Genomic DNA, 21182 nt, shown 5'->3' on the forward strand with positions numbered 1-21182 from the left:
GCAATCCAGGTTACGTTGGCGTAGGTTACCTGCAAGTAGGGCTAAGTCACATAGTCATGCGTCAAGGCCGCGCAGGACCAGTGGCAACCGGACATCGCCGTCGGAACCGACCACGATCGGCACACCCCAGTCCTGCCGGGTGAGGTGGCAGGCGGCGTGTTCCACGTCGGCGTCGCAGGTGGCGGCCTGGGCCACGACCTGAAGCACGCCCGTACCCTCGGCGAGAACGAGGCGGCGGTTCAGTTGCGTCGTCACGCCTCCGCCCTCGACCAGCAGGGACGGCGGCGAGGCCGAGACGGTCAACCGGGTGGACGGGCCGAACTGCTCGTCCAGCTTCTGGCCGGGCGCCGGCGTGAAGATCACGTCGAGCGTCACCGGGCCGGCCGCCAGGTACGACGGTGGACGCTCGGTCTTGTGCCGTTCGCCGCTGACCTGGCTGCTCACCGCGCCGGGCGCCAGCCGCACGAGGCGGTGCGCGCCGGACTCGACGACAAGCACCTGACCGGCCGTCGTGACCAAGATGTCGCTGGGTTCGGAAAGGCCGGAATCGATCGTGGAGACCGCCTTTGACAACGGGTCGTAACGGCGGATCGCCCCGTTGTAGGTATCGGCGATCAGCACGTCGCCGTCCGGCAGCGCGGCCACCCCGAGCGGGTGCTGGAGCAACGCCTCGGCAGCCGGGCCGTCGACGTGGCCGAAGTCGAACAGGCCCTGGCCGACCGCGGTGTGCAACTCGCCGTCCTCGATCCAGCGCAGCGCGGACGTCTCACTGTCGGCGATCCACAGCCGGTCGCCGGCCGCGGACAGGCCGGACGGCTGCGCCATCCAGACATCCGGGAGAGGTCCGTCGCGGAGGGACTCGACGGTGGTTCCGGCATAGACCCCGACGGTACGACGGACCGGGTCGAACCACCACAACTGGTGGATGCCGGCCATCGCGATGATCACCTTGTCGTCGAACCAGGCCAGGTCCCACGGCGAGGAGAGGTCGGCGGACAACGCGTCGTGCGCGTGATCGTCCACCGTGGAACGCCACGGCTTCCCGCTGCCCGCGACCGTGATCACCTCGCCGGTGTCCAGCTTGAGCCCGCGCAACAGGTGGTTGACGGTGTCCGCGACCACCACGTCGTACCCGGCGACCTCCGCGGTCTTCTCCGGAAGAAGCAACAGCCCCTGTGGCTCGGCGAAGCCGCCCACGATCCGGCGCACCTCGTCGAAGGAAGGCGTGAGCTCGACGATCGCGTGCCGGGCCGAGTCGGACACCAGCAGGTTGCCGCCGGGCAACTCGATCGCCTTGCCGGGGAAACGCAACATCGTGTCGGCGGGCGCCGGCGGCACGTACGGCGAATCACCGTGCCGCAGCCCACCCTCCGCGACCAGCTCGTCGATCAGGCGGGACAGGCCCTCGGCGTGACCCTCGCCGGCCATCGACGCGACCAGGTAGCCGCGCTGGTCGACCACCGCGAGCGTCGGCCACGCCTTGGCCGCGTACTGCTGCCACATCGTCATGTCGACGTCATCCAGCACCGGGTGGTGCACGCCGTAGCGTTCCACCGCCGCGGCCAGCGCCTCCGGGTCGCGCTCGTGCTCGAACTTCGGCGAGTGCACGCCGATCACGACTAGCACGTCGCCGTACTTCTGCTCCAGCGGCCGCAGCTCGTCGAGCACATGCAGGCAGTTGATGCAGCAGAACGTCCAGAAGTCGAGCAGGACGATCTTGCCGCGCAGGTCGGCCAGCGTGACCGGCTCGCCGCCGGTGTTCAGCCAGCCGCGGCCACGCAGCTCCGGGGCCCGCACTCGCGGGCCCAGCTCGATCGCCATCAGCTGCGAGGCTTGAGGCAGAGGACCTGGGAGCGGCCGTCGCTGGTCGGGTTCAGCACGTACGGCTGGCCGGGATCGGCGCACTTCTCCTTGGCGTCGGTGACCGACACCACCTCGAACGAGCCCGAGTCGCTGCAGGTCGCCTTGACCGCCTCGTCACCGTCCCGCTTCACGCACTCGCCGGCCTTGACGTCGAACCCGGCGCCGGCGCCGTCGTCGCCGCCACCCGAGAACAGGTAGACCAGCCCGAACACCAGGCCCAGGCCGAGCACACAGACCAGCACCACGATCAGCACGATCGGGAACATCCGCACCTTGCCCGGCGCGGGCGCGTCCGGCTTGGCCGCGGCCTCCGCCTCGGGCCGGAACTGTTCGAAGCGGCCCTGGTCGTCGTCGGGCACCGACCCGGCCGGCGTCGGCCAGTTGGTGGTCTGCTCCGGTCCCGGTGGCGTCACCGTGCCCGAGGTCGACTGTCCCGGGTAGACGCCACCCATCCGCGGGCGGTCACCCTCCATCCCCGGCGGGGGTGGCTGGGCGCCGGGCGGCGGGAAGCCGTCCACGCGCGGCGGAGCGGCGTGCATCTGCGGCAGGGCGCCCGGCGGAACGTACTGCTGGCCGCGGCCGGAGATGTCCGTCGTGTGCTCGCCGTAGTGGTCGGGCGCCCCCGGCGGTCCGGCCGGGTTGTGCGGCAGGCCCGGCGGTGGTCCGGCCGGTCGGCCGCGACCGGCCACGTCGGTGGTGTGTTCCGAGTACGGAGTACCGCTCGGCGGCGCATCCGGCTGACCCGGCGGCGGGCCGCTCGGCGGGGTGACCCGGGCGCTGGCCGCAGGTCGGGGCGCCTGTCCCAGCCCGAGAGCTTGACCCATTCCGGGCGCTTGGCTCTGGCCTTGGCTCTGGCCTGGCGCCTGGCCGAAGCCGGGGTCCTGGCCTGGCGCCTGGCCGAAGCCCGGCCCCTGGCCCGGTGCCTGGCCGAAGCCCTGGCCCGGTGCCTGGCCGAAGCCTGGCCCCTGGCCCGGTGCCTGGCCGAAGCCCTGGCCCGGCGACTGCGGCGCGGCCGACGGCGGTCCGCCGGGGCGCTGGTACATGCCGTGGTCCGGCGATCCGGCCGGGCCCGCCTGGTCCTCCGGGTCGGACTTGGAACGCTTGTCCCACGGCCAGGCGCCGTCGTCCTGCGGCTGGTCGTCCTCCGGCGGGGTGGGCGCGGCCGGGCGGCCGTACACCCGGGCCTGCGGAGCCGGGGCCTGCGGGACTTCTTCGCGGGACACGGCCTGGCCGCTCACCGGGACGGAAGCGCTGGCCGAGACCGGGCGTGCGCTGCCCTTGGCGGGGCCATTCTGGTCGGCAGAGTCGCGCGACTGCGGAACACCGCCGGGGTCGCGCGGCTGTGGAACACCGCTGGAGTCGCGCGGCTGCGGGACGCCGCGGGGTTCGCCCGAGGTCGGCGCGGCGGCGAAGGACGCGCCTGCCGGGAACGCGCCACCGGCAGCGGCCGCCGGCGAGCCGGGCGGCGCGTCGTAGGGGTCGGCTCCGGGGGCACCCGACGGCGGGGTGGGGGGTCCGCTCGAGGCAAAAGAGGCCCCGGGTACGCGCTGAGCGCCGAACGTGTTGCCGGGCTGGCCGCCACGGGACTCGGGGCTACCGGGCCGTGCGCCGAACGGCGACCCGGACGAGGGCTCGTCACCGGGACGCCCACCAAAGGGCTGCTCCTCGGAGCGCCCGCCGAAGGGCTCGTCACCCGGGCGGGAACCGAAAGGCGACTCGCCGGCGCTGAACGGGCCGTCGGAGGACGGCTCGCTGCCGGGGCGGGTGCCGAAGGGGCCGCCGGACGAGGGCTCGCCGCCGGGGCGGGTGCCGAAGGGGCCGCCGGACGCAGGCTCAGAGCCGGGGCGGGTGCCGAAGGGGCCGCCGGACGCGGGCTCGGGGCTGTTGCCGAAGGGTCCGCCGGAAGACGGGCCCGGGTGAGCACCGAAAGGCGGTTCAGATGCGGGGCCCGCGCCGTAGGGCTCGGGGGCGGCACCGAACGGCTGCTGCTGGCCCTCGCCGGAGCGGGGTCCGAACGGTGACGCCGACGCGGCCTCGCTGCCGGGTGGCTGGCCGTAAGGCGAATCGCTGGGCGGCTGGCCGTAAGGCGAATCGCTGGGCGGCTGGCCGTAAGGCGAATCGCTGGGCGGCTGGCCGTAAGGCGAATCGCTGGGCGGCTGGCCGTAGGGCGAATCGCTGGGCGGCTGGCCGTAGGGCGAACCGCTGGGTGGCGGGCCGAAGGGCGAATCGCTGGGCGGCTGACCGTAAGGCGAACCGCTCGGCGGCGGGCCGTAGGGAGAACCTGCGGCCGGCTCGGAACGCGGGCCGAAAGGCGTGGCGGCTGGGTCTTCGGGCCGCGCGCCGAAGGGCGACGCCTGGTCGGCGGACTGGTCGTCGGTGCCGGGACGCTGACCGAAGGGCGGCTGAGCGGGCGGCGGGTCGAAGGAGCCGTCGCCGGGGCGCTGACCGAACGGCGACTGGGGCGGCGGGCCGAAGGAGCCGGGGCCGTCGTCGCCGGGGCGCTGGCCGAAGAGCGCGCCCGCGCCGGGCGCGTTCCCGGGCCGCGGACCGAACGGTCCGTCGCTGTTGGACTGGTCGTCGGCTGCGGGGTCGGCGCCGTTGGGCGCGCCGAAGACGGTGCCGCCGGGGCGGCCGAAAGGTGATCCGCCGGCGGACGGCTGGTCACTGGGAGTAGCCGGGGAGTCGAAGGCGGATCCGCTCGGTGGCGGTCCCTCACCACGGCGAGTGAGACCGAACACACCACCGCCGGGCTTGGGGGGGTCGGCGGGGCGGCTGGCGTTCGAGAAACCGGAGAACGACTCCACCTGGTTGGGCATGGACGGCTGGCGCTGGGGCAGCGGGCCACCACCGTCGGCCACCTGCGGCGGCTCCTGCGGCTGGCGCTGCGGCAACGACCCGCCGAACGGCGAGCCGGACCCCGGCGGCGGACCGAACGAGGAGTCCCCGAACGGGGAATCGCCGGGCGGCGGGCCGAACGACGAATCGCCGGGCGGCGGACCGAACGAGGAATCGCCAGGGGGCGGGCCGAAGGGTGAGTCGCCGGCGGGCGGGCCGAAAGGGGAGTCCGCGGACGGCTGGCGGACCGGGAGTTCGCCGCCGGCCTGTCCGCCGCCGAGTCCGGAACCGGGCTGGCGCGATGGCATGCCCTGGTCACTCGGCGGGGTGCCCTGGTCGCCCTGCGGGGTGAAGGTGCCGTCTGACAGGTGGGTCAGCGTGGCGCCGGGAACCCGGGACTGCTGGTCGCCGAAGGGCCGCTGGTCAGCAGGCTGGCCCTGGCCACGGTGCGGCGAACCGGCCGCGAAGCCGGTGTAGTCACCGGTCCGCGCGCCGGAGCGGTACGGGTGCTCGTCCGGCTCGTCGGCAGCCGGGGAACCGGCCGCGGGACCTGCCGTGGGCACGCCGTAGCGATTGCCGGGCGCCTCGGGAAAGGACCTGCTCGCGGGCGGTGGGACGGCAGGCACCACGAAGGGCGACCCGCCGTTCGGGGTGCTCTGCGGCGGCGGGCCGTAGGTGTGCGGCTCGCGCTCGCCGTCGGAGTCGGGCGGGAAGCCGTCCGGGCCCGGACCGCTGTTGCCCGACGTGGCCTCGGCCGGTTGCCGACCGGCGTGGTGCCCCTCGGACGTCATATCCGCCTCCTGAAATCGACTTCTGGCCGGACAGCATCGCGAGGGCGCTTACCCCGTCGGTGTGCGCGCACACCGACGTGACCGCGCCCATCGACCGGCCTTGCCGTGCGAGACCGTCGGCCCGCGGGGAAGAGGGCGCCGATCCCGGTCGCGGCCCCGAACGGTACCGACCGGGCTGGCGACCGTGCCCAACCGTACCGGGCGTTGCGGCTAGTCGGAACTCCGGTGTACGTCCATGGGCGTCACATTCAGTACAGATCGGAACCCCGAAAAAAGATGGCCCGCCCGGTGGGAACCGGGCGGGCCTCTCTGGGGGACAGGTCGGTCTAGTAGAAGCGTCGCTGCGCGAAGATCGCGATCTCGTCGCGCATGGACTGGGTCGGAGCCGACTGCCACGCGCGCTCGAGAGCGCGGTTCTCACGGGAGATAACGCGGCGGCGGCGGATGCGGTCGATCATGCTCACGGGTGCTCACTTCCTCGTCTTAGGTGCACCCCTAGTGTGCGCCCACCCAAGACGAGGAACCAAACAATTCGATGGTGATCCCGAGCACTCGCCTACGATTCGTAGGTTGAGATACCCGGTTGCCTTACGTCCATGAGAGGAGGGCCTCCTCGGGGTCCTCCAGGAACCGGCCGATGTCGCGCAGGAACTTCGAGCCGAGCTCGCCGTCGACGATGCGGTGGTCGAAGGAGAGGCCGAGCGTGGTGACCTGGCGAATCTTGATCTTGCCCTTGTGCACCCAGGGAGTGGGACGGATCGCGCCGAAGCAGAGGATCGCCGACTCGCCGGGCGGCAGGATCGGCGTGCCGGTGTCCACGCCGAAGACGCCGACGTTGGTGATCGAGAACGTGCCACCGGCCATGTCGGACGGCGGCGTCTTCCCGGACTTCGCCACCTGGACCAGGCCGTTCAGCGCCTCGGCCAGCTCGCGCAGGGTGAGCCGGCCGGCGTCCTTGACGTTCGGCACGATCAGCCCGCGCTCGGTGGCCGCGGCGATGCCCAGGTTCACGTAGTCCTTGACGATGATCTCGCCGGTGTCGCCGGACCAGGTGGAGTTGACCATCGGGTGCCGGCCGATCGCGACCAGCACCGCCTTGGCCACCAGCAGCAGCGGTGAGATCCGCAGGTCGCGGAACTCGGGGCGGGCCTTGAGCCGGTCCAGCACTTTCGTCGAACGGGTGACGTCCACGGTCAGGAACTCGGTGACGTGCGGCGCTGTGAACGCCGAGGCCACCATGTTCGCCGCGGTCAGCTTGCGGACGCCCTTGATCGGGATGCGCTGCTCGCGAGCACCGGACTCGACCGCCGCCGGCGCGGTGGCGGACAGGACGTCGTCACGCGTCACGGACCCGGACGGGCCACTGCCGGCCAAGGTCGCCAGGTCGATTCCCAGGTCCTTCGCGAGCTTCCGGACCGGGGGCTTGGCGAGGACGCGGCCGTTGGTTCCGGCGGTAGTCGTAACCGGGACGTCGCGAGGCGGCGGGGCGGGCGAAGGGCTGGGCGCCGGCTGAGGACGAGCAGGCGGTGCTGCGGTTGTGGACGCTGCGGGCGTACTCGAGCGGGGTCGTCTCTTGGCAGTTGTGGTTTTCGGGCCGTAACCCACCAGCACGGCGGTGCGGCCGCCGGGCGCCGGACCACCGATCAGGCCGGGCTCGATCGCACCCTCCGCCGGCGCGATCTGCACCTCGGCGAGCGTCTCCTCCGACGGCGTCGGGCCCGCGGACGGATCCGTGTCGATCGAGACGATCGGGGCGCCGACCTCGACCGTCGTGCCGGCCTCGACGAAGATCTTCGCGACCCGGCCGGCCCATTTCGCCGGGATCTCGACCGCCGCCTTGGCCGTCTCCACCTCGACGATGATCTGGTTCAGCTCGATCAGGTCGCCGACCTTGACCAGCCAGGACAGGATCTCGCCCTCGGTCAGGCCCTCGCCCAGGTCGGGCAGCGTGAACTCCTTGATGCGCGACATCGCTTTCACCACCCGAACGATCGGTCGAGGGCGTCCAGGATCCGGTCCAGGTCGGGCAGGTACTCCTCCTCGACGCGGGCGGCCGGGTACGGGATGTCGTAGCCGGTCACGCGCAGCACCGGCGCCTCCAGCGAGTAGAAGCACTCCTCGCTGACCCGCGCCGCGATCTCCGAGCCCAGGCCCAGGTTGCCCGGCGCCTCGTGCACCACGATGCAACGCCCCGTCTTCCGTACCGAGGCGAAGACCGGGTCAAGATCGAGGGGCGAGAGGGTACGCAGGTCGATGACCTCCAGTTGCCGGCCGTCCTCGGTGGCCGCCTCGGCGGTCTCCAGCGCCGTGCGGACCATCGGGCCGTACGCGATCACGGTGGCGTCGGTGCCGTCGCGCACCACCCGTGAGGCGTGCAGCGGCTGGTCCGGTGTTGCCTCCAGCTCGACCGGGCCCTTCTCCCAGTAGCGGCGCTTGGGCTCGAAGAACACGATCGGGTCGTCGGAGGCGATCGACTGCTGGATCATCGCGTACGCGTCGGCCGGGTTCGAGCAGGTCACCACCTTGAGGCCGGGGGTGTGCGAGAAGAGCGCCTCGGGTGACTCGGAGTGGTGCTCGACCGCCCCGATGCCGCCGCCGTAGGGAATCCTGATCACGATCGGCAGCGCCACGTTGCCGTTCGACCGGTAGAACATCTTCGCCACCTGGGTGACGATCTGGTCGAACGCCGGGAAGACGAAGCCGTCGAACTGGATCTCGCAGACCGGCCGGTACCCGCGGATGGCCAGGCCGATCGCGGTGCCGATGATGCCGGACTCGGCCAGCGGGGTGTCGATCACCCGGTCCTCGCCGAAGTCCTTCTGCAGGCCGTCGGTGATCCGGAAGACGCCGCCCAGCTTGCCGACGTCCTCGCCCATGACGATGACCTTGCGGTCGTTCTCCATGGCGCGGCGCAGGCCGTGGTTCAGAGCCTTGCCCATGGTGAGCGTCTCGGCCATCAGTGGGCGCTCCCTTCGAACGAGGCGTGGTAGTCGGTGAACGCGGCGCGCTGCCGGTCGATCACGGCGGAGCCGGTCGGGTAGACGTTGTCGAACATCGAGACCGGCTGCGGGTCGGGCATCTCCAGCACTCGTTCGCGCAGGTCGAGGGCGAGCGTCTTGGCGAACTCGTCCACCTCCGAGAGGAAGGCGTCGTCGGCGATCTGCTGCTTGGTGAGGAACGCCCGCATCCGCGCGATCGGATCCTTGGCCTTCCAGGACTCCATCTCGCTGGCGATCCGGTACCGCGACGGGTCGTCCGAGGTGGTGTGCGCGCCCATCCGGTACGTGTACGCCTCGATCAGCGTCGGGCCCTGCCCGTTGCGTGCCTGGTCGAGGGCCGTCTTGGTGACCGCGTAGCTGGCCAGCACGTCGTTGCCGTCGACCCGGACGCCCGGGAAGCCGTAGCCCATCGCCCGCCGGTACAGGGGTACCCGGGTCTGCCGTTCCAGCGGCTCGGAGATCGCGTACTGGTTGTTCTGGCAGAAGAACACGATCGGGGCGTGGAAGACACTCGACCAGACGAACGCCTCGTGCACGTCACCCTGGCTGGTCGCGCCGTCGCCGAAGTAGGCGATCGCCGCCTCGCCGTCGGGGGTGCCGGTCTTGCCGTCCATGGTGATGCCCATGGCGTAGCCGGTCGCGTGCAGGCACTGCGCGCCGATCACGATCGTGTACGTGTTGATCCGGAACTCCAGCGGGTCCCAGCCGCCCTGGTCGACGCCGCGGAACAGGCCGAACGGCATGATCGGGTCGACGCCGCGGGTGTAGAGCACGCCGTGCTCACGGTAGGTCGGGAACGCCATGTCGTTCTTGCGCAGCGCCCGCCCGGAGCCGACCTGCGCCGCCTCCTGGCCCAGCAGGCTGGCCCACAGTCCGAGCTCGCCCTGCCGCTGCAACGCGACCGCCTCGGCGTCCAGCCGGCGCACCGTGACCAGGTCGCGGTAGAGCCCCCGGTACTCGTCGTCGGTGAAGTCGACCGAGTAGGTGATGCCGTCGTCGGTGGTGACGCTGTCGACGCGTTCGCCGTCCGGGGTGAGCAGTTGGACGAAGCCGCCGGCCGGAGCGTCCGCGCCGACCTCGCTATCGCCGTTCGCCATCTGTGTCTCCCTGTTCATCTCGTGCCCACGGCAGGGGTTGCCCGTCCGCGCGGCGGAACCGCTGGGGTGGCCGCGCCTGACCCTGTTGAGGCTGCCGCGCGGCTCGGCGGCAGGAATCGCGACCCCTGCCTGGGGAGCGACGGCCCGCGCCTCGCCTCGCTGTTCGGCGAATGCGACGGCGGCGGTGCCGTCGTCCCCATCCTGGCAGAGAACGTGAGTCCCATTACAGGTCGGGCTGATCACACTAAGGAAATTCTGCTGTTACGTCGCGGCGGCGCTTTGTCCGGGTACGCCGCTTTTGGGCTCGGCCTTCCGCGCGAAACGTTCTTGGCCGCCGATCCCTCCCCGTCCCGCCGTCGTTCACCTCGTCAACAGGCGGATCAATGTTGATCATTCTCCGGGAGGGGTACGGGTGCCGCAGGAACCTGGCGACGACGGGCTGGTACCCCCGATCAAGGTGCTCCGCCGGCGCCTGAACGGGGTGTACCGCGCCGATGGGTTCCGTGGCCCGACCCGCCGGTACGTGCTGCTGGTCGCGCTGCTCGTCGGGCTCGCGTCGCTGCCCACGCTGGCCGCGATCACGGCCGGCTCCAACGAGCTCGACGACGGCCGCACCGGCGCGATGGACGTGCCGCTGCTGCCGCTGCCGTCCTCCGGGCCGGTTGTCCCGATGCTGCCCGATCCGGTCACCTCGTCCTCGACAGAGCCTGTCACCCGGCCTCCGTCGACCGGCGCCGGGCCGTCCGGCGCCGAGCCCGAGAGACCCAAGCCGGGGTACGCCCAGAGCACGCCACCGCGGCCCCGACCGCCGACGGTGGTGCCTCCGCGCGCCACGCCTCATCGTCCCGAGCCGCCGAAGAAACCACAACATCACCAGGACGAGTGGACCTGGCTGCCCGCGAAGCCGGGCGGCGGCGACGGGAAGCCCGGTGGATCCGGGAAGCCGGGCGGCAGCGATAGGCCCGGTGGCGGGGCCAAGCCGGGGGGCTCTGATTCCGACCGGCCCAACCGCCCTGCACGACCGGATCGCCCTGCTCGGCCCGATCGACCGGATCGCCCGGCACGACCGGATCACCCGGCTCGGCCCGATCGACCAGCCCCGCCCGATCGACCGGACCGGCCCACGGCGCCTGATCCTTCCGACGGTGATGGCGACTCGGGTGACGATCACTCCGTTGAGGAGCCCGACTCGGATCGGCCGCCTGCTCACCACGGCCATGGTCACGACCGTCCGGATCGGCCTCGTCACCGGCACTGCGACGACGGTCCGCACCGGGACCGGGACCGGCACCAGGACCGGGACCGGCACCACGACCGGGACGACACGGCCGCCGAGCGGCGTGCCCGGAAAGCGCTGAAGGAATTCGTCACCTCGATCGACCGGTCGCCAGACCGGTCCGAAACCAGCCGGAGGTCCGCCGTGGCCGAGCGCCCGCACAACATCCGACCCGCCCGCACCGCCGAGCGCACCCACAACAGCCGGCGGTACCACGTGGCCGCCGACACCCGCCCGGACGAGCCACAGTCGGGCAGCCGCTCCTACCGCGGTCACCACCACGCCGAGACGCAGCACCGCGCCGACGACTCGTGGGCGGTCAGCCACCACGGCCGGCACCACGCCGACCGCGCCCGAAACCGATGACGAACCGCCGGCATCGGCCCTCGGCCCTGCGGAACCGGTCGCGACCGATCGGTCAACCACGGTGGGCGGCTCAACAACGAGAACGAACGTTCTTTCTCGTTGTTGACGTCAGTCGCCGTTGAGGCGGTGACGGTTCTGGTCGATCCAGGCGTCGATGGCGTCCGTGTCGTTGGGGTCCACGCCCTCGGAGATGAGCTGGGCCACCGCCGCCGTCGCCGGGCTGCGGCGCTCGCCGGTCGCGTAGAGCCGGGCGAACTCCGGGATCATCTCCTCGACCACGTCGTCGATCTGCTCGGCGGCGGACGCAGGCAGGCCACGCTGCCGGACGGCGTACGCCGACCAGGCCCGGGTCACCCGCGGGAGCATCGCCGCGTCGTCCATGTCCAGCACCGCGCGCCGGTGCACCCAGTCGAGCAGGAACAACCCGGCCACCGCGGGGCTCCAGCGCAGCGGGTCGGCGTCCGGCAAGCCACTCGCGTGGTCGGTGAGCAGGCTCAGGCAGAAGTGCAGGCTGGCCAGCTCGTCGTCGGCGCGTACGTCGGAAAGGCCGAACCGGGCCGCCTCGGGTGAGGCCAGGAAGTCCCGGATCAGCTCCGGCACACCGCGGGCCGGCGGCTCGGGCAACCGGGGCGTCGTCGAGGCGGGCAGTGTGTGCAGCCGGGAGACGGCCAGCGCCCGATCGGTGGCCAGCGAACCCTCGGCCGGCAGGTCGGTCAGCCCGTCGGTGATCTCCAGGTGGCGGTCCACCTCGTGCCGGAGGCGGCCGGGGTCCTCCTCGCGGAACCAGGTCAGCTCATCGCCCGCGCACATCTCCCGGACCTGGCCGAGGATGCGGGACGCCGGACTGCCCACGTACAGGTCCTTGGTGATGCCGATGTTGTGGTCGACCAGGGCCACCAGTGCGTGGTCGGAGCCGCCCGCGGTGCTGTCGTCGTACGCGAAAGTCACCAGGTAGGAGGTCTGGTCGCCGTACACGTCGCCGTAGGCGTAGCACCCGGTGGCCCGGACCCGCCCCACCTGCTCGGTCCAGGTCGGCGCCTGCGTGCCGGGCCGCACCTCGCCCGCGCCCGTCGCCTCGGGCACCAGCTTGGCGAACACCGAACGGATCGTGGTCGCCGACGCCGTCCGGCGGCGGTTGGTCGCACCGAGGAAGCTGCCGACGAAGTCGCGCACCGCGGAGGCCCGGTCGGTGTCCGCCACCGCGTAGACACTGCCCAGCAGCGCGGTGGCGAGCATCTCGGCGTCCAGGGCGCAGTCGAGCTTCGCCACGTCGCGGGCCGCGTGAAGGACCGCTTCGTACGGAGTCTGAGGGGGCGCCATGCCGCGAGCGTACCCGTCGCCTGGCCCGCGGGAACTACTCAGAACGGACGGCGGCCAGAGCTTCACGCGCCTGTGCGTACGCGTTCAGCACTTCCCGAACCGGCGCGACCACATGTTCGCGTGCCACCCCGGTGACCGCGGCCTGCAAGCGCTGCTCGGCCCGCCGCCGCCTCCGCTTCGCCGCCCAGTTGATCAGGGGTTTCAACAGCAGCCAGAGGAGGATGCCGAGGACCAGCCCGCCGACCAGCAGGATCAGCGGCAGAGCGAACCCGCCCACCTCGATCGCGTCCAGCGGCGCCAGCCCGAAAGCGCCGGCCACCACCCAGCCCAGCCCGGCCACCGCGGCCACCACCAGCAGCCACTGCAGCCCGCCGACGACGCGCCACCAGATCGGCGTACGGCTCATCCCCAGATCGGTGGAACCGACCGCGCGGTCGAGCGCGTCCGGCAGATCATCCGACCGGGACCGGGCGGCCGTGTTCAGCGCCGGCGCCCAGACCTCCGGGATCGGCGCCGCGGCCCGGGCGGCGACCGCCCGCACGCAGAGCCCGACCGCCGACTTCTGCGCGGCGGTCGCCGGCGGCAGCGACGTGCGTGACACGACCTCGACATCGGTGCCGGGCGTCTTGGCCTCGGCCGGGGTGAGGTGCAGCCGCTTCAGCGGATCCGGACGAAGCTTGCGCAGGCCCTTGACCAGCGGCCAGCCGGTCGCGGAGGCGGCCCGGTGCCGGTACGCGTTACCGGTCGCCTCGGCCACCGCGGGCACCCCGGCCGACGCCGCCAGCGCCTCCGACAACTGCCGCACGGTCGCCCGGTCCACCTCGTCCTCGGCCGCCGGCGGCCCGATCATCTCGGCCAGCTGCTCGCTCACCGAGTCCAGGTCACCGGCCAGCCGGCGCAGCGAGGCCTGCCGCTCGGCGACCGTCTTCTCCAAGGACTCGCGAAGCTCGTTGAGCATCCCCGGCTGCTTCGCCGAGGTGGCCATCACCGGCGCCGTCTCCAGCCCGTCCTCGTCCAGCAGGCGGCGCAGGTCGGCGAGCACGATCTCGGTGTCCGCCGCGGACAGCCGGTCGGCCTGGTTGAGCACCACCACGGTCACGTCGGAGTGCTGCTTGAACTGCTTCAGGTACGCGTTGTGCAGGATCCGGTCGCCGTACTTCTGCGGGTCGACCACCCAGATCACCTGGTCGACCAGGCCGAGCAGCCGGTCCACCTCCAGCCGGTGCCCGCGGTCGACCGAGTCGAAGTCGGGCAGGTCCAGCAGCACCAGCCCGCGCAGCGAGGCCTCGTCGTCGCCGTCCAGGGCGCTCTCCCGCACGTACCGCTGGCGCGGCAGCACCCCGACCCAGTCGAGCAGCCGGTTCGCCTGGTCCAGTGGACCCCACACGCAGGCGTGCGCGACGCCGGTGGTCGGCCGCCGTACACCCACCGGCGACAGCTTCAGCCGGGCCAGCGCGTTGAACAGGCTGGACTTGCCGCTGCCGGTGGACCCGGCGAGCGCGACCACGGTGTGGTCCTGGGACAGCTTCAGCCGGGTGCCGGCCCGCTCCACCAGCGTGTGCGCGGCGACCAGGTCACCGTCCGGCAGGTACGGGTCGGTCACCCGCAGGAACCGGGACAGCGACTCCAGCCTGCCGACCAGCCGATCGGCGTCGATCCGGCCGTCGTCGCCGGTCAGGGATTCGCGCACCTTTTCCACCAGACTCATCGGTCACCGTCCGCGGTCAACGCGAGCTCTCCCCGTGAGCGTTCCACATCGGCGGCCGCCTGGCGCAGGGTCGCCCCCGGCTCCAGCTCCAGGCCCACCGCGGAGGTCCGGTCGGTGTACCGCGCCGCCTCGGCATCCAGCAGCTCGTCCACACGGGACAGCAGGTTTTCCCGGGCCCGCTCGGCGAGCGTCCGGATCGCCTGATCCCCGAAGATCGCCTCCAGCAGCTTCTGCGCGGCGACCGTGGTGCCCGCACCGACCGCCACCTCGGCGCCAGTGGGAATGAACGCCGTCGAGGTGAAGACCGCGATCATCACCGCAAGACCAAGACCATTCACCGCGTACGCCCCGGCGCGCGCCACGAACCGCTTGTCGCCGGCTTCCTCCCGCACCAGGTCCAGCACCCAGTGCTGCCAGTCGCGAACCAGCCGATCCGCCCGGGCGGCGAGATCCGCGGACGGCTTCTGCATGGCCGGCTCGAGCAGCGCGGAGCCGGCCGGATGCGCCTGCCACGCCGCATAGGCCTGCTCGGCGGCGTCCGACGACACCCCGCGCAGCAGCGTGACCAGCTGCGACTCCAGGGCCGCCTGCAGGTTACGCCCCGGCGTGGGACGCCCGGTCACGACCGACACGATCTTGTCCCGCAGCTGACCGACCCGCGACTCCAGCGCCCGCAGGAACTCGCCCGTCCCGACGAACTCCTGCCAGCGCGCCAGCACCTCGCCACGCAGCAGCCGCCCGTCCTGCAGACCGTCGGCGACCACCCGCTTGGCGGTCCGGTACGCCGCGGTCACCCGCTCGTCCAGCGCGGACGCGGCCAGCGCCTGATCGTCGGCGGCGTCGGCCAGCCCCTCGACGGCCGGGCCGAGCGCGGCCAGCGCCCCGTCCAGCGTCTGCCGCACCACCGCCGACCGGGCGCCGGAGTCGGCGGCCAGCTTCTCGAACCAGTCGTGCAGCGGCCGGGTCACGTCCTCCGGCAGCAGCACCTGCCCGCCCAGCGCCACCTCGGGCAGCACGAACAGCGGCGCCGCCGACATGTCGTGCTCGGCCAGCATCTCGCCCAGGTGCGCGGAGATCTCCCCGGCGGCCTCCGGCGGCACCCGGTCCAGCACCAGCGCGATCACGGTGCCCCGCAGGCGGGCGGTGGTCAGCAGTTCCCAAGGCACCGCGTCGGCGTAGCGCGCGGCGGTCGTCACGAACAGCCACAGATCGGCGGCGGCCAGCAGTTGGGCGGCGAGCTTGCGGTTCCCCTCGACCACCGAGTCGATGTCCGGCGCGTCCAGGAACGCCAGCCCCGGTCCCAACGCCGGCGCCGTGACCAGTTGCAACGTCCGTGGGTCGGCACTGGACACGGTCGTGCGCACCAGCCCCGGCAACAGCTCGCCCTTGCGGAACCAGGGCATGTCGTCCGGGTGGCCGACCAGCACCGGCGACCGGGTGGTCGGGCGCAGCACCCCCGCCGCGCTCACGGGAGCCCGCACCAGGCTGTTGACCAGCGTCGACTTGCCTGCGCCGGTGGATCCGCCGACGACCACGAGCAGCGGCGCGTCGAGCCGCGCCAGCCGAGGCAGCAGATAGTCGTCCAGCTGCGACACCAGGGCCCGGCCGATCCGTCGCGCTTCCTCGGCGGAGGGCATGACCAGCGGGTACGCGGCCGCGCCGATCGCCGAGCGCAGCCGGTCGAGCGCGGTCGCCAGCTCGCTGACGGAGGCCGGCACCTCAACCGGCACACCCGGAGCCGCGGGCGGCGCCGCCGACGTCTTGGCCGGTGCGGCGGGCGACTTGGGCGGTGCGGCGGGCGATTTGGGCGGTGCGGCGGGCGACTTGGGCGGCGCGACCGGAACCTTGGGCGGCGGGCCGTTTCTCGGTGGCAGGGCCAGCTTGAGCGGCTCCTGGACCGTCGGATCCGGCTTGAGCACCGGCTCCGCCGGAGCTTCGGTCTTGACTGTCGGCTCGTCCGAGTCGGCGACGTCGGCCGTCTTCTCGTCGGTCTTCTCGTCAGCCGGCGGCTCCACCAGGGTGGGCTCGTCGGCGGGCTTCACCTCGGTCTTCTCGTCGGTCGGCGGTTCCACCAGGGTGGGCTCGTCGGCGGGCGTGGGCTTGCCTGCGGGCGTGGGCTTGCCTGCGGGCGTGGGCTCGGCCGCCACCTCGGCGGTCGGCTCCGCCTCATCGTCCGCGTCCCGCTTCGCGTCGGCGGTCGGCTCCGCCTCATCGTCCCGCTTCGCGTCGGCGGTCGGCTGCGGCTCGGCCTTCGCCTCCTCACCTCTGGCCGCGGCAGCGTCCGACTTGTCGGAAATGTCGGTCGTCGGCCTCTCGTCAGCCGCCGTTCCGGACAGGGGCGGCGTCTCGACCTCGGTCTTGTCGACCTTTGCGTTGTCGACCTTTGCCGCCTCGGGCTCGTCGGTGGGAGCGGATGTCTCGACGGGAGTCGATGGCTCGGGTGGCTGGGCGGCCACGGTGGGTTCATCGTCCGGCTCGGGGCTCGACCCACCACCACGTCCGGCGGCGGGCAACGGCCCGGAGCCGGCAGGTGCCGTCTGCTCGACCTGACGGGACTCTTCTGTCCGCGTATCCAATGGTTTTTCGCTCTGGGAAGTTGGTTGTCGCCCTGCGGAGGAGGACGTCGGAATGCCAGGCTCGGCGGAGGCCGCCGGACCCGCCGCGTCACCCTGCGTCGTCACGCGTAAAGCGTGCCCGATCTATACGACTCAGACAACAGGTACCCGTGTGCCGTGACCGGACAGGTATGTAGCCAACAGGACTTGCGTCGCATCCGCTCAACTTCGATTTGACGACGTGCATGTCCGTGGCATCATTGAGCCCGGTCCACTCAACTTGGGGACCGCACCACGTGACGAAAGAAGCGAGGACTACAACATGGCACGAGCGGTCGGCATCGACCTCGGCACCACGAACTCCTGCGTCAGCGTTCTGGAAGGAGGCGAGCCCACCGTCGTCGCCAACGCGGAGGGCTCTCGGACGACCCCGTCCATCGTCGCCTTCGCGCGAAACGGGGAGGTGCTGGTCGGCGAGGTCGCCAAGCGCCAGGCGGTGACCAACCCGGACCGGACCATCCGCTCGGTGAAGCGTGAGGTCGGCACGAACTGGAACATCGACATCGATGGCAAGAAGTACACCCCGCAGGAGATCTCCGCGCGGGTGCTGATGAAGCTCAAGCGGGACAGCGAGGCCTACCTGGGCGAGACGGTCACCGACGCGGTGATCACCGTCCCGGCGTACTTCAACGACGCACAGCGGCAGGCCACCAAGGAGGCCGGCGAGATCGCGGGCTTCAACGTCCTGCGGATCGTGAACGAGCCCACCGCCGCCGCGCTGGCGTACGGCCTGGACAAGGGCTCCAAGGAGCAGACCGTCCTGGTCTTCGACCTCGGCGGCGGCACCTTCGACGTCTCGCTGCTGGAGCTCGGCGAGGGCGTCATCGAGGTCAAGTCCACCTCGGGTGACAACCACCTCGGTGGCGACGACTGGGACCAGCGGGTCATCGACCACCTGGTCAAGACCTTCCGCGGCGCCAACGGCATCGACCTGAGCCAGGACAAGATGGCTCTGCAGCGTCTGCGTGAGGCCGCCGAGAAGGCGAAGATCGAGCTGTCCGCGGCGACCACCACCAGCATCAACCTGCCGTACATCACGGCCGGCCCGGACGGGCCGCTGCACCTGGACATGAGCCTGAGCCGGGCCGAGTTCCAGCGCATGACGCAGGACCTGCTGGACCGCTGCAAGTCCCCGTTCGAGCAGGCCATCAAGGACGCCGGCATCAAGGTGTCGGATGTCGACCACGTGATCCTGGTCGGCGGCTCGACCCGCATGCCCGCCGTGTCCGAGCTGGTCAAGAGCCTGATCGGCCGCGAGCCGAACAAGGGCGTCAACCCGGACGAGGTCGTGGCCGTCGGCGCCGCGCTGCAGGCCGGTGTGCTCAAGGGTGAGGTCAAGGACGTCCTGCTGCTCGACGTGACCCCGCTGTCGCTGGGCATCGAGACCAAGGGCGGCATCTTCACCAAGCTGATCGAGCGCAACACGACCATCCCGACCAAGCGCTCCGAGGTCTTCACCACGGCCGACGACAACCAGCCGTCGGTGCTGATCCAGGTGTTCCAGGGCGAGCGGGAGATCGCGGCCTACAACAAGAAGCTCGGCACCTTCGAGCTGACCGGCCTGCCCCCGGCGCCGCGCAACGTGCCGCAGATCGAGGTCACCTTCGACATCGACGCGAACGGCATCGTGCACGTGGCCGCCAAGGACATGGGCACCGGCAAGGAGCAGAAGATGACGATCACCGGTGGCTCCGCGCTGCCGAAGGACGACATCGAGCGCATGATGCGCGACGCTCAGGACCACGCGGACGACGACAAGAAGCGCAAGGAGGATGCGGAGACCCGCAACCTGGCCGAGCAGCTTCAGTGGCAGACCGAGAAGTTCCTGGCCGAGAGCGGCGACAAGCTGCCCGAGGAGAACCGCACCAAGATCTCCGAGGCTCTCGGTGACCTGCGTGGCGCGCTCGGTGGCAACGACATCGAGAAGATCAAGACCTCGCACGAGAACCTCGCGAAGGTGTCTCAGGAGGCCGGTTCGCTGCTGTACTCGCAGCAGCAGCCCGACGGCACCCAGGGCGCCCCCGGTGGGCCCGGTCCGGACGGCACCCAGGCGCCGGGCGCCGCGGGTGCGGCCGGTGGCCCGACCGCCGGCACGACCGGTGGCCCGGCCGGCGGCCAGGACGACGTGGTCGACGCCGAGATCGTCGAGGACGACAAGAAGTGAGCCGCGCGGAGGACGAGAACGACGGTCAGGCGACCGAGCGGGTCGTCATCCGTGATCGGCGCAAGATCAATCCGAACGGCAAGGTTGCAGGGGAGTCTGTGAGCGACGCCAAGGAAGCCAAGGCGAAGGAGTCCAAGCGGTCCGGCGGTGCGCACCGCGCCGCCGACCCCGAGGACGGCGCCGAGGTCACTCCTACCGAGAAGCCGGCGTCGGCGCCCACACCGGCGCCGGCACCGGCAGCAACACCGGCAGCGCCAAAGCCTCCGGCTCCGGCCCTCGGCGCCGAGCTCGAGGCGCTGCGTACCGATCTGGAGGAGCGCACGCTCGACCTCCAGCGGGTGACGGCGGAGTACGCCAACTACCGCAAGCGGGTCGACCGTGACCGGGGCACGGCCGCCGAGCAGACCACCGGTGCGGTGCTGTCCGCGCTGCTGCCGGTGCTCGACGACATCGACCGGGCCCGGGAGCACGACGACCTCAAGGGGCCGTTCGCGACGGTGGCCGAGACGCTGACGGCGGCCACCGGCAAGTTCGGGCTGGTGGCGTTCGGCGAGAAGGGCGACCCCTTCGACCCGACCCGGCACGAGGCCGTGGCACACCTGACGTCCCCGGACGTCAAGGAGCCGACCTGCGTCGAGGTGATGCGTCGCGGTTACACACTGGGCGAGCGGCTGCTGCGGCCCGCCCTCGTCGCGGTCGCCGACCCGGAGTGACTCCACACAAGATCCCGCCCGCCGGTAAGACGGTGGGCGGGACGTGCGGAAAAGCAGCGTCGCAGAGGAGGTGGATCAATTGAGTTCGAAGGACTGGCTGGAGAAGGACTTCTACGCCGTCCTCGGGGTGAGCAAGTCCGCCTCCTCGGACGAGATCAAGAAGGCGTACCGCAAGCTGGCACGCGAGCTGCACCCCGACCGCAACCCGGGCAACCAGGAGGCGGAGGACAAGTTCAAGGCCGCTTCCGAGGCGTACGACGTGCTCTCCGACGAGAAGAAGCGCAAAGAGTACGACGAGATGCGCTCGCTGTTCGGCTCGGGCGCGTTCCGCCGGGGCGCGCGCTCCGGTGCCGGCTTCGACCCGTCCGACCTGTTCGGTGGTTTCACCGGCGCGGGCGGAGCGGCGGGTTCGCCCGGTGACCGCCGGTTCGGTGGCGCCGGGTTCTCGGACATCTTCAGCTCGATCTTCTCGGGCGGGAGCGGCACCGGCGGGGCCGGCCCCCGGCGCAGCGGGCCGCAGCGGGGCCGCGACGTGGAGGCCGAGGTCACGCTCGACTTCGTACACGCGGTCCAGGGCACGACGCTGCCGCTGACGCTGCGGTCGCCGGGCGTCTGCGACACGTGTCACGGCAACGGCGCCAAGCCGGGCACCGTGCCGCGCACCTGCCCGCAGTGCTCCGGCACCGGTCTGATCTCGCGGAACCAGGGGTCGTTCAGCTTCTCCGAGCCGTGCCGCGAGTGTCAGGGCGCGGGGAGCATCGTCGACCAGAAATGCCCCGAGTGCCGTGGCAGCGGCGGCGTCACCAAGAACCGCACGATCAACGTGCGGTTCCCGGCCGGCGTCGGCGACGGGCAGCGCATCCGGCTCAGCGGCCGGGGCGAGCCGGGCGAGCGTGGCGGCCCGGCCGGCGACCTGTACGTGCAGGTCAAGGTCCGGCCCGACGACCTGTTCGGGCGCAGCGGCGACGACCTCACGCTGACTGTGCCGATAACGATGGCCGAGGCCGTGCTCGGCACCGACCTGCGGGTGCCCACGATGGACACCCCGGTCACGCTGCGCGTGCCACCGGGCACCCCGAGCGGACGCAAGCTGCGCGCGCGGGGCAAGGGAGTGCTGCGCCGCAACGGCGAGGCCGGTGACCTGATCGTCACGGTCGAGGTGCAGGTTCCGGCGCAGATCTCGGACGAGGCACGGGACGCGCTGGAGCAGTTCGCGAAGCTGACCTCGCCGGCCGGCCGGGACCGCATCGAGGCGCGTCTCCGCCGGCTCGGATAGGGCCGGCTTCGAAATGGGGCCGGCTTCGGACGGGCCGACTCGGACGGGCCGACTCGGACGGGCCGACTCGGATGGGCCGACTCGGATGGGCCGGCTCGGATGGGCCGGCTCGGACAGGGCGGATTCGGGTAAGGATGAGCGGGAACGAGCGACGGGCGG

General features: G+C 71.8%; 15 protein-coding genes. 5 read left to right on the top strand and 10 right to left on the bottom strand.

Annotated features, from left to right (window positions below; translation table 11 throughout):
- Positions 1 to 54 precede the first annotated feature (54 nt).
- From QSK31_RS32325 to QSK31_RS32355, 7 genes are all read right to left on the bottom strand, one after another.
- Positions 55 to 1821, bottom strand: coding sequence for an NHL domain-containing thioredoxin family protein (locus QSK31_RS32325; RefSeq protein ID WP_285688361.1), 1767 nt, complete (start codon positions 1819 to 1821; stop codon positions 55 to 57).
- Positions 1821 to 5489, bottom strand: coding sequence for a hypothetical protein (locus QSK31_RS32330; protein WP_285688362.1), 3669 nt, complete (start codon positions 5487 to 5489; stop codon positions 1821 to 1823). Before QSK31_RS32330 ends, QSK31_RS32325 begins: the two co-directional genes overlap by 1 nt.
- Positions 5490 to 5815: 326 nt before the next feature.
- Positions 5816 to 5953, bottom strand: a complete 138-nt coding sequence (locus QSK31_RS32335; protein WP_285688454.1) for a hypothetical protein — start codon at positions 5951 to 5953, stop codon at positions 5816 to 5818.
- Positions 5954 to 6077: 124 nt separating this feature from the next.
- A complete protein-coding gene (locus QSK31_RS32340) occupies positions 6078 to 7460 on the bottom strand; it encodes a dihydrolipoamide acetyltransferase family protein (RefSeq protein WP_285688363.1) in 1383 nt (460 codons plus the stop codon).
- A 5-nt stretch (positions 7461 to 7465) separates the two neighbouring features.
- The gene (locus tag QSK31_RS32345; protein ID WP_285688448.1) at positions 7466 to 8449 is read right to left on the bottom strand and encodes an alpha-ketoacid dehydrogenase subunit beta; all 984 of its coding nucleotides are present in this window, start codon (positions 8447 to 8449) and stop codon (positions 7466 to 7468) included.
- The gene (gene pdhA, locus QSK31_RS32350) at positions 8446 to 9585 is read right to left on the bottom strand and encodes a pyruvate dehydrogenase (acetyl-transferring) E1 component subunit alpha (protein ID WP_285688364.1); all 1140 of its coding nucleotides are present in this window, start codon (positions 9583 to 9585) and stop codon (positions 8446 to 8448) included. The genes QSK31_RS32345 and pdhA overlap by 4 nt, the downstream gene beginning before the upstream one ends.
- Positions 9586 to 9975: 390 nt before the next feature.
- Positions 9976 to 10299: a hypothetical protein gene (locus QSK31_RS32355; protein WP_285688365.1), complete on the bottom strand. Its 324-nt coding sequence runs from the start codon at positions 10297 to 10299 to the stop codon at positions 9976 to 9978.
- A gap of 251 nt (positions 10300 to 10550) precedes the next feature.
- On the opposite strand from QSK31_RS32355, the gene QSK31_RS32360 reads away from it, so the two are divergent.
- Positions 10551 to 10943, top strand: a complete 393-nt coding sequence (locus tag QSK31_RS32360) for a hypothetical protein (protein ID WP_285688366.1) — start codon at positions 10551 to 10553, stop codon at positions 10941 to 10943.
- A gap of 62 nt (positions 10944 to 11005) precedes the next feature.
- The gene (locus QSK31_RS32365; RefSeq protein WP_285688367.1) at positions 11006 to 11227 is read left to right on the top strand and encodes a hypothetical protein; all 222 of its coding nucleotides are present in this window, start codon (positions 11006 to 11008) and stop codon (positions 11225 to 11227) included.
- A 108-nt stretch (positions 11228 to 11335) separates the two neighbouring features.
- Here the strand turns inward: QSK31_RS32365 and QSK31_RS32370 are convergent, their stop codons facing one another.
- From QSK31_RS32370 to QSK31_RS32380, 3 genes are read right to left on the bottom strand one after another with little or no spacing between them, the layout of a single operon-like run.
- On the bottom strand, positions 11336 to 12547 hold the full coding sequence (locus QSK31_RS32370) for a hypothetical protein (protein ID WP_285688368.1): 1212 nt from the start codon (positions 12545 to 12547) through the stop codon (positions 11336 to 11338).
- Between the two features lie 34 nt (positions 12548 to 12581).
- Positions 12582 to 14255: a GTPase family protein gene (locus QSK31_RS32375; RefSeq protein ID WP_285688369.1), complete on the bottom strand. Its 1674-nt coding sequence runs from the start codon at positions 14253 to 14255 to the stop codon at positions 12582 to 12584.
- Positions 14252 to 15985 (bottom strand): ABC transporter, encoded by a 1734-nt coding sequence (locus tag QSK31_RS32380; RefSeq protein WP_285688449.1) that lies wholly within the window; start codon positions 15983 to 15985, stop codon positions 14252 to 14254. The genes QSK31_RS32375 and QSK31_RS32380 overlap by 4 nt, the downstream gene beginning before the upstream one ends.
- Before the next feature lie 1147 nt (positions 15986 to 17132).
- On the opposite strand from QSK31_RS32380, the gene dnaK reads away from it, so the two are divergent.
- From dnaK to dnaJ, 3 genes are all read left to right on the top strand, one after another.
- Positions 17133 to 19034, top strand: a complete 1902-nt coding sequence (dnaK, locus tag QSK31_RS32385) for a molecular chaperone DnaK (protein ID WP_285688371.1) — start codon at positions 17133 to 17135, stop codon at positions 19032 to 19034.
- A complete protein-coding gene (gene grpE, locus QSK31_RS32390; protein ID WP_285688372.1) occupies positions 19031 to 19747 on the top strand; it encodes a nucleotide exchange factor GrpE in 717 nt (238 codons plus the stop codon). The genes dnaK and grpE overlap by 4 nt, the downstream gene beginning before the upstream one ends.
- 79 nt (positions 19748 to 19826) lie before the next feature.
- Positions 19827 to 21023 (top strand): molecular chaperone DnaJ, encoded by a 1197-nt coding sequence (gene dnaJ, locus QSK31_RS32395; protein ID WP_285688373.1) that lies wholly within the window; start codon positions 19827 to 19829, stop codon positions 21021 to 21023.
- Positions 21024 to 21182: the final 159 nt, after the last annotated feature.

The sequence above is a fragment of the Actinoplanes sp. NBRC 103695 genome (assembly GCF_030269485.1).
Classification (GTDB): Bacteria; Actinomycetota; Actinomycetes; order Mycobacteriales; family Micromonosporaceae; genus Actinoplanes.